Origin of the sequence: Desulfosalsimonas propionicica (assembly GCF_013761005.1) — a bacterium.
Lineage (GTDB): Bacteria > Desulfobacterota > Desulfobacteria > Desulfobacterales > Desulfosalsimonadaceae > Desulfosalsimonas > Desulfosalsimonas propionicica.
The window spans coordinates 23,385-35,648 of the sequence record NZ_JACDUS010000013.1; the positions used below are offsets into that span (position 1 = coordinate 23,385).

Consider the following 12,264-nt stretch of genomic DNA (forward strand, 5'->3'; position numbering starts at 1 on the left):
GGATAATAAAACCATGCGAACAGGAATCTGGACAGCGGTTGTTTTGCTTTGCATCCTGACGGCCATGATTGTGCCGGCGGAAGCAGAGACAGTGGTGCAGCAGGTAAAAGTTGAGGGCAATCAGCGGATTGAAGATGATGCCATACTCAGGGCCATTAGTACCCAGGCGGGTGACGTCTATGATGAAAGCCGGCTCTCCGAGGATCTGGAGGCCATTTATCGCATGGGATATTTCGATGATGTGCGTGTGGCCGCAGAGCAGCAGGAAGACGGCAATGTTGTCGTTTTTACGGTCAAGGAAAAACCCACCCTGCGAAACATCACCCTGTCGGGAAACCGCTTTTTTGATGATGAGGAAATTCGTGAACAGATCGATATTTCTACAGGCGCCATTCTCAATATTTATCGGATCAAGCGAAATATTAAGGCCATTGAGGCCTTTTATGAAGAAAAAAATTACCACAACGCGCAGGTGGATTACAACATCAAGGAGCTTGACCACAATCAGGCTGACCTGGAGTTTGTCATCGAAGAGGGCAAAAAGGTACGGATCAAAGAGATCCGGATCGAGGGCAACCAGGATTATTCGGATAAACAGCTTAAGAAAATAATGAAAACCTCTGAAAAGGGTTTCTTCTCCTGGCTGACCTCCTCCGGGGATCTGGATATGCAGAAGCTTGAGCAGGATGCTGCCCGGCTCGAGGCCCATTACCAGAACAACGGCTATGCCCGTGCCCGGGTTGGGGAACCGGTGGTAAAATACGAGGGCGACTGGATTTACGTGACCATGAAAATCCATGAAGGACCCAGATTTAAAGTCGGGGATGTCCGTTTTGAAGGGGATTTGCTTAAACCGGCCGGAGAGCTATCCCAAAGCGTCTCCATTGATCAGGAGCCGTATTACAACCGCCAGGTGCTGCAAAATGACGTGGTCCGCCTCACTGATATCTATGCTGATGAAGGCTACGCCCGGGCTGATGTGCGGCCGGGCATGAATCCCCGTTCGGAAGAAAATGTCATGGATATCGTTTTCCGGATGCAGAAAAATGAACCGGTATATTTTGAAAAAATTGTCATTGAGGGCAACACCAAAACCCGGGACAAGGTCATTCGTCGGGAACTGGAAGTCCACGAACAGGAAAAATACAGCGCAAGCGATTTAAAACGCTCTGTGCGCAATCTTCATCGCCTGGATTATTTCGAGGATGTCAATGTTCAGACCCTTGAGGGTTCCTCTGAAGACCGGATGCGATTAAACATTGACGTTACGGAAAAAGCCACTGGCAGTTTCAGCTTCGGGGCGGGCTACAGCGCCATTGACAAGCTCTACATCATGGGATCGATTTCCGAACGCAATTTTCTGGGCAAGGGGCAGAAAATTGAACTGCAGCTGCAGACCGGAAGCGAATCCCAGCATTTCCGGTTCCGGTTTACCGAGCCCTGGCTTTTTGACATTCCGTTGTCTGCCTCTGCCGAAGCCTATAACTGGGAGCGGGACTATGATGACTATGAGCTTGACAGCAAGGGCGGCAGACTTCGCTTCGGCTATCCCCTCTATGATGACGTGCGGGGTTATTTGTCCTATGGTTATGATGTCAGCGAGGTCGACGATATCCTCGAAGATTTCAGAAATACCATTGACGAAGGTCGGTATACCACAAGCAGCGTGACCGCCAGTGTGGTTTATGACTCACGGGACCGGATCATCAACCCCACTGAAGGGGCCCGCCATTCGTTAAGCGTGGAATATGCGGGTCTGGGCGGAAACGTGGGTTTTGTCAAATCCACGGCTGAGGCCGGCAAATATTTTCCCCTGTTTTGGGACACCGTTGGATTTCTCCATGCCGAAGGCGGATACGTCAAAGAGACCGGCGATAAACTGCTGCCGGATTATGAAAAATTTTATCTGGGCGGGATCAATTCCCTGCGCGGGTTTGACTGGCGGGATGTCAGCGCCTTTGATGAGAATGGCAACCGGATCGGCGGTGAAAAGTTTGTGCAATTTAACGTGGAATTTATATTTCCCCTGCTCAAAGATGCGGGTTTAACAGGAGTGCTGTTTTATGATACAGGTAATGTATACGGCGAGGATGAATCCGTGGATCTGGGCGAATTGCGTGAAAGTGCGGGATTCGGCATCCGCTGGTATTCGCCCCTTGGGCCCATCCGGCTGGAACGCGGCTACGTGCTTGACCGGCGGAAAAATGAGCAGGGAGAATATATAGAAGACTCCGGACGCTGGGAGTTTTCCATGGGAGGGGCGTTCTAGAAGGTTCAATGTTCAATGTTGATGGAATCGTAAAAAGTATGATTTTAGATGGTGCCGTAAACAGTTCAAGATCAAGGCTTGCGCAATTTTGAAGAATGCAGCGTAGTTAGCCGTACGTGAAATTTTGAGAAAATGCGCGTAACGCAGATATTGGATTTTTTACGGTGCCATCAATGTTAAAGCGTGGATGATTGTGGATGGATATAAGAATTAAAGGGGGACCAATGAAGGCAATACAAATACTTGCAATTTCGATGCTGGCGTGTCTGTTTCTTGCCGCCGGACCGGCAGGCGCGGCAGATGTGGCCAAAATCGGAGTGATTGACTTTCAGAAGGTGATCAGCGAATCTGAAGCCGGCCAGAAGGTCCAGGAAGAGATCCAGAAAAAGGGCCGTCAAATGGAATCCGAACTTCAGGAGATGGCAAAGGAGATCGAGGAGCTCGACAAGCAGCTTTCCCGGGACGCGATGGTGATGAGCAAGGAAAAACGCCAGCAAAAACAGCGGGAACTGGAGATTAAAAAATATGACCTCCAGTCCAGGCAAAGAGAATATGAAAACGAGTTCCGGCAGATGCAGTCCAAAAAGGTGGGAGCGCTTCGTGACGAGATCCTGGCACTGGCCGAGCAAATCGGGAAAAAGGAAGGCTATCTGCTCATTATTGAAAAAAATGCGGCGGTTTATTATCCCAGTGCAATTGACATGACCGATAAGATTATCCGTAAGTACAATGAGCGAAATCCTGCATAAACAAATCCGCGGCCGTCCGGCGGCCGAAGGGTTGTCCCGTCAGCGGAGAGCCGGCAGATGAGTTCCCTAACCCTTGCAGAGCTGGCGGAAATCATTTCAGCCCGCACTGAGGATATCCACGGCGATGCCGGCACCACGGTCACATGCGCTGTGCCATTTGACCAGGCAGGTCCCGGGGCTGTGACCTTTGCAGATAATGCCCGGCTGTGCAGCCGGGTCAAAGACAGCCGTGCGGGTGCGGTGATCGTGCCGCGCAGTTTTTCCGGGCCGGCTTCGGCAAATCTGATTTTATCGGACAATCCCAGGCTCGCCTTTGCCCGGATCATGCAGTATTTTTATCCGCAAACGCCTTGCTTTTCAGGTATCAGCCAAAAGGCCGTCATCGGGGTTGATTTTGTTGCCGGCCGGGATACGGCTGTGGCGCCTCTTGCCTTTATCGGCAACAATGTGACCCTCGGCGAGCGCGTGGTGATCCATCCGAACGTGTTTATCGGTGACGGAGTTTGCATCGGCGATGATACGCATATTCTGGCCAATGTTTCCATCCTGGAAAATTGCGTGCTCGGCAGCCGGGTGATTGTAGGGGCGGCATCGGTGATCGGCGCGGATGGATTCGGCTATACCCCTGATGAACAGGGACAGCACGTGAAAATCCCGCAGACCGGAATTGTTCAGATCGATGATGATGTGGAGCTTGGTGCATCCAATACCATTGACCGGGCCACATTTGGCCGGACATGGATCCGGCAGGGCGTCAAGACGGACAATCATGTGCATATCGCCCATAATGTCACAATCGGCGAGCATACCATCATTGTGGCCCTGGTGGGAATCGCCGGAAGTACCAAGGTGGGCAGAAACGTCATTATAGCGGGCCAGGCCGGTATCGGCGGGCATTTGACAATCGGCGACAAGGCGGTAATCGGTCCCCAGGCGGGTGTGGCCAGGGACGTGGCGCCCGGAAAAACCGTTTCCGGCACCCCGGAAATGCCCCACAGCCAGTGGCTGCGGGTCCAGCAGGCCCTGGGACGGCTGCCGGAGATGAAAAGGCAGGTCACAGCGATGCAGCGTCGCCTGGAAAGCTTGGAAAAAGCAATGGCCGGCAATGAAGCCGAAGATAACAATTAGTCAAACCCGGAGTTGTGGAAAAATATGATTCATCCCACTGCAATTATTGACCCTGAAGCAGAAATCGACGAAGATGTAGAAATCGGCCCTTATTCGATTATCCGGGCCAATGTTTCCATTGCCTCAGGGACCTGGATCGGTTCTCATGTGACCATTGATTCGTATGTGGACATTGGGCCGGACTGCCAGGTTTACCAGTATGCCTCAATCGGGGCCGTTCCCCAGGCCATCCGGTTCAAAGGGGAGCAGACCTATCTGAAAATCGGGCGCAACACCATTATAAGGGAATTTGTCACTTTAAACCGGGGCACGGAATTCGGCGGCGGGGTCACGCGTATCGGGGAGGACAATTTCTTAATGGCCTACACCCATGTGGCCCATGACTGCATTACCGGCAGAGGCGTGATTATGGCCAATAACGCCACTCTTGCCGGCCACGTGATTGTCGGCGATCACGTTACCATTGGCGGTCTTGTGGCGGTTCACCAGTTTGTCCGCCTTGGCGAGTATTCCTATATCGGCGGTAAATCCGCCGTTGTCAAGGATATCCCGCCGTATTTGATTGCAGCAGGCGACCGGGCAAACCTTCATGGATTAAACAAGGTGGGGCTACAGCGCCATCAGTTCTCCGAGCACTGCATTGCCCAGCTCAAAAAAGCCTACCGCATTATTTTCCGTATCGGGCTGACTGTCAACGAGGCTGTGGAGCGTGTGCTGGCCGAGGTGGAAAATACGCCGGAAGTGCTTAACCTGGTTGATTTCATACGCAATACCCAACGGGGAATCACCCGGTAAGGCAATCAAGCGGAAAACCATTTATGACACTGGCGGAAAACCGAATCGGATTGATCGCTGGCAGCGGCCCCTTTCCGATTTTGTTTGCAAAAAAGGCCGCCGCCCGGGGCTACGAAGTTTTTGCAGCCGCCTTCCACCATGAGACCGACCCGGCACTGGCCGGGCATGTGGCCGCCATGGAGGTTCTGCACCTGGGCCAGGTGGGTCGTTTAACCCGTTTTTTTCGCAAACACGGGGTGCAGTCAGCGGTCATGGTGGGAGCCATCCAAAAACCGCGGGCCGCTTCTGAAATCCGCCCGGACATCAAGGCCCTTTCCCTGCTGGCAGCGGTGCGCAAGGACACCCATGATGACAGGCTTTTGCGGGCCTTTGCCAGGTTTTTGGAAAAAGAGGGCATCATTGTCCGGTCATCGACTTTTCTGTTGCCTGAACTGCTGGCCCGTCCCGGATGCTGGACCCGGAAAAAACCATCCAAAAAAGAGCGCAGCGATATCCTCCTTGGCTGGCAAAAGGCCAAGGCCATTGGCGCTTTGGATATCGGTCAGTGCGTTGTTGTGGAAAACGGTTCAGTGCTGGCCGTGGAGGCCATAGACGGAACCGATGCCACAATCAAAAGGGGCGGCGGGCTGGGACGGGGCAATGCTGTTGTGGTCAAGGTCTGCAAGCCGATCCAGGATTTTCGTTTTGACGTGCCGGCAGTCGGCGCCCGGACCATTGAAATCATGCATGAATGCGGGGGCCGGGTGCTGATAGTGGAAGCCGGCCGCTCGCTTGTGTTTGACAGGGAGGAAATGGTAAAACTGGCGGACCAATACGGGATATCCATCGAAGCCCTTGCGGATATGCAGGAACAATCTCAAAAAAAACAAGGCTGAACAATAAAAATGATGGCACCGTAAAAAGTCCAATATCTGCGTTACGCGCGATTTCTCAGAATTTCACGTACGGATAAGTACGCTGCATTCTTCGAAATCGCGCAAGCCTTGATCTTGAACTTTTTACGGCGCCATCTGAAAATCGACTTTTTACGAGTGTGTCAAAAATGAATCCGGAGCAAAAAATCCGTGCCGCAGTTGTGGGCGTTGGCTATCTTGGCAAGTTTCATGCGGAGAAATACGGCAATCATCCAGGTGTTGACCTGGCCGGTGTTGTGGATACGGATCCAGCTCAGGCCCAAACAGTGGCCGAAAAAACCGGTACCCGGGCGTTTGCCGATTACCGGCAGCTTTTCGGTCAGGTGGATGCTGTCAGCATTGCCGTGCCCACGCATCTGCATCATGAAATTGCCAAGGACTTTTTAAACCAGGGTGTTGATGTGCTCATTGAAAAGCCCATCACCCGCACGGTGGCCGAAGCCGATGAACTCATTGCCCTGGCTGAAAAAAAAGCGTGCATTATTCAGGTGGGACACCTGGAACGCTTTAACCCTGCGGTGGTGGCTGTGCGAAATCAGGTGGTGCGCCCCTTGTTTTTCCAGTGCGAGCGGCTCAGCCTTTATCAGCCCAGGGGTACGGATGTCAGCGTTGTCCATGATTTGATGATCCATGACATTGATCTGATTTTTAATTTTGTTAAAGCGAATATCCGCTATTGCCATGCCCTGGGCGCATCCGTGGTCACTGATCAGGTTGATATCGCCCATGCCCATATTGAATTTGACAACAACGCCGTGGCCAATGTTACTGCAAGCCGGATTGCCAACAAAAATGAGCGAAAAATCCGGATTTTTCAGCCTGACGGCTATTTTTCCATTGATTTTGCCAATCGCGCCATCACCCATATCCGGCCCGGCTCCGGTGAAGAGCAGTGCCCGGTGCCCGGCATGATGATGGAGCAGCAGTCATTTGCCGCAGCCGATGCCCTGGCCGATGAAATCGGCTCTTTTGTGGATGTCGTGGCCCGGCGGGGCGAGCCCGAGGTTTCAGGTCGAATGGGACGGGATGCCCTGAAAGTGGCCGTGGATATCACCGGTCAGATCAATGACGCCATGGCCCGGGTCAGGGGATCGGGTTCATGAAAACACAGGATTTGACCGGAAAACAGGTCATGATCATCGCCGGCGAAACCTCGGGGGACCATCACGGAGCCCGGCTGGTGGCCGAGATGGCAAAAAAGGAGCCGGATCTGCATGTCTGCGGTATCGGCGGTCCGCAGATGCAGGCCGCTGGCGTGGAGATTCTCGTGGACGCCGGACAGCTCTCGGTGGTGGGTATTACCGAGGTGTTTTCCGCACTGCCCGTGGTGCTGCGCGAAGCCGGGCGCGTCAAGCGGGAGATGCTGCGGCGGATGCCGGATCTTCTGATCCTGATCGATTTTCCCGATTTTAACCTGCACATGGCCGGATTTGCCAAAAAGCACGGCATAAAAGTGTTTTATTACATTAGCCCGCAGATCTGGGCCTGGCGGCGTTCCAGGGTCAAAAAAATCAAGCGCCGGGTGGATCACATGGCTGTGATTCTACCCTTTGAAGCGGATTTTTACCGGACTTGGCAGGTTCCGGTAACCTTTGTGGGTCATCCGCTTCTGGATCATTATGGGCAGAAGCATTGGCAGGAACCGGCCAACAACTCCGGGCAGGAGTCGGCGCCCGAAGCTGCCACGGTGGTGGGTCTGCTTGCCGGCTCCCGCAAAAGCGAAATCCGTCGAAATTTACCAGTTATGCTTGCTGCAGCAGGCCGGCTGGCAGAAGATCTGCCAGGTGTTGAATTCATAGTCTCGGTTGCCCCGGGTATTGATCCCCTGTGGCTGGAAGACTGGATACAGCCCTGGCGGGATCGGATTGATATGAAGCTGCAATCCGGAGAAATTGCAGGAGTATTGGAGCAATGCACACTGGTGGTGGCCGCCTCGGGAACCGTCACCCTGGAAGCCGCTATTTTCGGGGTCCCGATGGTCATCATGTACCGGATTTCCAATTTAAGCTACATGCTGGGCAAAATGCTGGTGAAAGTCGATCATATTGGTCTTGCCAACATTATTGCCGGCCAGCGGGTGGTTCCCGAGTTGATTCAGCAGGATGCCAATCCGGGAACCATTGCCCGTACGGTGCGGGATTTGCTTTCTGACAGGTCCGCGCTTTTGGCTCTGCGCCGCCGGCTCAAAACCGTGCGCGCCATGCTGGGCGAGCCCGGGGCGTCGGAAAAGGCGGCAAACATTGCCCTTTCCCTGATTTATCGAAAAACGGCGGCAACGCCGGCCGGAAGGGTTTAAATTCTTTATGACACCCCCCATTATTTCCAAACTGCCCCTGCGCAGCCGGCACCACCGGCTGATAGGATATATCCGGGGAAGCTGGCCCCAACTGGCCATGGCCATGGTGTGCATGCTTGTGGTTGCGGCAACCACTTCAACCACAGCGTTTCTCGTCAAGCCCATGCTCGATGATATCTTCATGGAAAAAGATGAGACCATGCTGATGATCATTCCCATTGCCCTGATTGTGCTTTACCTGCTGAGGGCTGCGGCCATGTACGGCCAGGAGTTTCTGATGCACTACGTGGGCGAAAGCATCATCCGTCAGCTGCGGGACAGTCTTTACGACAAGATATCCGACCTGCCCCTGATGTTTTTTCAAAAGGAAAAAACCGGGGTGCTGATGAGCCGGATCACCAATGATGTCAATATTATCAAGGCCATGGTATCCAATGCGGTCACCGGCGCGTTAAGAGACGTGTTTACCATTTTCGGCCTGATCTTCGTGATTTTCTACCAAAGCTGGAAGCTTGCCCTGATTGCACTTATTGTTTTGCCCGTGGCCTTTTTCCCCATTGCCGAATTCGGCCGCCGGATCCGGCGGTTTAGCACCAGGAGCCAGGAATCCATGGCGGATTTGAACGCCTTTCTGCACGAAACCTTTGCGGGCAACAAGATCGTCAAGGCCTTTGGCACGGAGGCAGAGGAAAAATCCCGGTTTTTTGAAAAAAATCGCACGCTTTTTCGCTACGAGGTCAAAACGTTCCGGACCAAGGCCCTGACCTCGCCGGTCATGGAGGTTTTAGGGGGCGTCGGTGTGGCAGTGGTGATCTGGTACGGCGGATACGCGGTGATCAATGAGCAAATGACCCCGGGCACGTTTTTCTCATTTATGACCGCGCTGATGCTTTTGTACGCCCCTGTAAAAAAACTGACCCGGTTAAACAATGCCGTGCAGCAGGGGCTGGCTGCCGCAGATCGGATATTTGACGTCCTTGAGACGGAAGTGGATATCACGGATCCGGCCGAGCCTGTTGCCCTGCCGAAACCGCCTCACAGGGTGGCCTTTGCAAACGTGTCTTTCGGCTATAGCCCGGATGAAACCGTTTTAAAAGACATTTGCCTGGAGGTCCGTCCTGGTGAGCGCCTGGGAATCGTTGGCACCAGCGGCGGGGGAAAAACCTCCCTGGTCAACCTGATTCCAAGATTTTATGATGTCACGGCCGGCAGCGTGAAAATTGACGGCACAGATGTCCGTCAGTTGGCTGTGGCAGACCTGCGCAGCCGCATTGGCCTGGTCACCCAGGAACCGATTTTGTTTAACGACACCCTTGGCCGAAACATTGCCTACGGTAGCCCTGATGCCACTGCGGCGCAAGTGTGGGAGGCGGCCAAAGCCGCCTATATCGCCGATTTTATAAACAAGCTGCCAAAGGCAATGGATACAGTGATCGGGGAACTGGGAAGCCGGCTTTCAGGGGGGGAAAAGCAGCGCATATGCATTGCCCGGGCTCTTTTAAAGGATGCGCCGATATTGATCCTTGACGAGGCCACCTCGGCCCTGGATTCAGAGGCCGAGCATCTGGTGCAGAAAGCCCTGGAAAATCTTATGCAGGGGCGCACCTCTTTTGTGATCGCCCACCGGCTGTCAACCATCATGGGTGCAGACCGCATCATCGTGCTTTCCGGCGGCCGGATCGCGGAGCAGGGCACGCATGCAGATTTGTTGAAGCAAAAGGGTGAATATTCCCGGTTTTATTATCAGCAGTTTTCCGACCCGGTTGACACAGCCGGGCAAAAAAATCCCGCATCCCGGTAAACACATGGAATTCATCATCCCATGAAGCCATACACCCTTGTCAACCGGTATATTTTCAAGGAACTGATCCCGCCCTTTGTGATCAATCTCGTGTTTTTCATGTTTATTTTTTTGATGAGCGAGATTCTTGATATTACGGACATGATTGTCAACTACCAGGTGAATCTGTCCGTGTTTTTCCTGATGATTGTTTATTCCATGCCTTACTTTCTCGTCTATATCATTCCCATGTCCGTGATGATGAGCATTTTGCTGACGTTTTTACGAATGTCGGCCGACAATGAGATTGTTGCCCTCAAGGCCGGCGGAGTCAGCCTCTATGGCCTGATTCCGCCGGTGCTCTTGTTTGCGGCTTGTGGTTTTTTGATTACTGTGGCCATGGCTGGCTGGGGCATGCCCTGGGGCAAATCCGCTTATGAAAAAACAGCCATGGAAGTGGTGCGCTCCAATTTCAACATTGGAATGAGCGAAGGTCGTTTTAACGACGATTTTGCCGGTTTGACTTTTTATGTCAATAATGTGGATATGAAGACCCGTGAACTCAATGATGTATTGATCCAGGACAGCCGGCAAAGCCAGACCAGCAGTACCATCATCGCCCCCAAAGGCGATCTGCTGAAGGGAAACGATGACTATACGTTTGTGATCCGCCTTTATGACGGCGTCATCAGCCAGGTTGAACCCGGACGGGGCGGGGCGCATGCCACGAATTTCAAGACCTATGATATCCGGCTGGATATCGCCGGGTCTGGTACGAATATGGGATCAAGGCGCAAAGATGAGAAGGAAATGTGTTTTTCCGAACTGCGCGAATATATAAAAACTGCAGAAAACCGGGATAAACGTTATTATTCGGTTCTTCTGGAACTGCACCGGAAATTTTCCATCCCTTTTGCCTGCATTGCCATGGGGCTTCTGGCCCTGCCGCTTGGGGTCATGTCCGTGTCGGCAAGGAAGTCAGCCGGCCTGGGAATGGGTCTGCTCTGCTTTCTGCTCTATTATCTGCTTTTGTCAGCCGGCACAGTGCTTGGTGAAAGCGGCCGGTTTCACCCGGCGATAGGCTTATGGGCGCCAAACGGGATCATGGGAGTCCTGGGTCTTTATATGCTGGTGAAGACAGCAAAAGATGAGCCGGTTGGGCTGCAGTCCGGGTTTGCTTTCGCAGTGGGCCGAATCCGGGGGTTTTTGGCGGGCAGGACAAAGCCATGAGCATTATCCATCGATATATTACCGCTGCTTTTGTGCGATATTTTTCCATGGTCCTGGTCATGGTGGTGGCCATTTACCTGTCAGTTGATTTTCTGGGACGAATCGACAATTTTATTGAAGATCAGGTGCCGGTGGCGGAAATTGCGTTTTTTTTCCTGCTCAAAATCCCCTTGATCATATCCCAGATCACTCCCGTGGGGGTGTTGCTGACCGTCTTGATCATTTTTGGCCTGATGAACAAAAACAATGAAATCATTGCCTTGAAAAGCAGCGGCATCAGCGTGTTTTACCTTCTGGTGCCGGTTGCGGCCATGGGTGCTTTGGTATCGGTGTTCTTGTTTATGTTCTCCGAGGTGGTGGTGCCCATCAGCGTTTCAGAAGCCAACCGGATTGCCGAAGCCGGCGATGAGACACCCCGAACGGTGCCCCGGGAAAATATCTGGATCCGTTCAGGGCAAAACATTGTGCATGTGAAATACTATCGTCCCGGCGATGAAACATATTCCGGGATGACCATTTACTTTCTGGACCGTGAGTTTAATCTGGTGCGGCGGATAGATGCTTTGTCTGCCCGGTATGATCAGGGCCACTGGGAACTGACAGGCGGCATGGAGCAATCCTTTAGAGGTGGTGCGGCCGATGGCGGGGGCTTTGAATCCAGGGGCCCGTCGCAGGTCCGGCAGTACGAGCAAAAACAGTTGGATCTGGCGTTTTCCCCTAAAGATTTCAAAAGGGTGGCCCGTGAGTCCGGGGAGATGAATTTTATCGCCCTGGGACGATATCTCCAAAAGGCCGAGTCCGAAGGCTATGACGCCACCCGTTACCGGGTTGATTTTCATGCCAAGACCGCTTTCCCCCTTGTATGCCTGGTGATGAGTTTGATGGGAGCGGCCGTTGCCCTGGGCGGCACGACCCGTGACGGCATGGCAGTGAGTTTTGCATACGGCATTGTCATTGCCTTTGTATACTGGTCAGTTTACAGCTTCTGCCTGTCGCTGGGTTATGGCGGAATGCTGCCGGCGTGGCTTGCGCCCTGGTGTGCCAATGCAATGTTTGGCCTGGCCACGGCTGTGATGTTGTTGAATCTGGAGTAGATGCGGGCA

Annotated in this window: 10 protein-coding genes; all 10 read left to right on the forward strand. The window is 53.1% G+C overall.

The genetic code is table 11. The features are described 5' to 3' along the window. The first annotated feature begins 13 nt into the window (after positions 1 to 13). The gene (bamA, locus tag HNR65_RS15585) at positions 14 to 2,269 is read left to right on the forward strand and encodes an outer membrane protein assembly factor BamA (RefSeq protein WP_181552453.1); all 2,256 of its coding nucleotides are present in this window, start codon (positions 14 to 16) and stop codon (positions 2,267 to 2,269) included. A gap of 224 nt (positions 2,270 to 2,493) precedes the next feature. Beyond that, on the forward strand, positions 2,494 to 3,018 hold the full coding sequence (locus HNR65_RS15590; RefSeq protein ID WP_181552454.1) for an OmpH/Skp family outer membrane protein: 525 nt from the start codon (positions 2,494 to 2,496) through the stop codon (positions 3,016 to 3,018). A 57-nt stretch (positions 3,019 to 3,075) separates the two neighbouring features. After that, on the forward strand, positions 3,076 to 4,146 hold the full coding sequence (gene lpxD / locus HNR65_RS15595; RefSeq protein ID WP_181552455.1) for a UDP-3-O-(3-hydroxymyristoyl)glucosamine N-acyltransferase: 1,071 nt from the start codon (positions 3,076 to 3,078) through the stop codon (positions 4,144 to 4,146). A gap of 24 nt (positions 4,147 to 4,170) precedes the next feature. Continuing rightward, positions 4,171 to 4,941 carry an acyl-ACP--UDP-N-acetylglucosamine O-acyltransferase gene (gene lpxA / locus HNR65_RS15600; protein ID WP_181552456.1) on the forward strand — a complete coding sequence of 257 codons (771 nt, stop codon included), beginning with the start codon at positions 4,171 to 4,173 and terminating at the stop codon, positions 4,939 to 4,941. 23 nt (positions 4,942 to 4,964) lie between these two features. Further along, a complete protein-coding gene (locus HNR65_RS15605; protein WP_181552457.1) occupies positions 4,965 to 5,816 on the forward strand; it encodes an LpxI family protein in 852 nt (283 codons plus the stop codon). Positions 5,817 to 5,983: 167 nt separating this feature from the next. After that, entirely contained in the window at positions 5,984 to 6,958 is a 975-nt protein-coding gene (locus HNR65_RS15610; RefSeq protein WP_181552458.1) for a Gfo/Idh/MocA family protein, read from the forward strand. Then, positions 6,955 to 8,151: a lipid-A-disaccharide synthase gene (lpxB, locus tag HNR65_RS15615; protein WP_181552459.1), complete on the forward strand. Its 1,197-nt coding sequence runs from the start codon at positions 6,955 to 6,957 to the stop codon at positions 8,149 to 8,151. The genes HNR65_RS15610 and lpxB overlap by 4 nt, the downstream gene beginning before the upstream one ends. Positions 8,152 to 8,158: 7 nt before the next feature. Continuing rightward, a complete protein-coding gene (locus HNR65_RS15620) occupies positions 8,159 to 9,952 on the forward strand; it encodes an ABC transporter ATP-binding protein (protein ID WP_181552460.1) in 1,794 nt (597 codons plus the stop codon). A gap of 21 nt (positions 9,953 to 9,973) precedes the next feature. After that, positions 9,974 to 11,161 carry an LPS export ABC transporter permease LptF gene (gene lptF, locus HNR65_RS15625; protein ID WP_181552461.1) on the forward strand — a complete coding sequence of 396 codons (1,188 nt, stop codon included), beginning with the start codon at positions 9,974 to 9,976 and terminating at the stop codon, positions 11,159 to 11,161. Further along, positions 11,158 to 12,255, forward strand: a complete 1,098-nt coding sequence (gene lptG / locus HNR65_RS15630) for an LPS export ABC transporter permease LptG (RefSeq protein WP_181552462.1) — start codon at positions 11,158 to 11,160, stop codon at positions 12,253 to 12,255. The genes lptF and lptG overlap by 4 nt, the downstream gene beginning before the upstream one ends. Positions 12,256 to 12,264 lie beyond the last annotated feature (9 nt).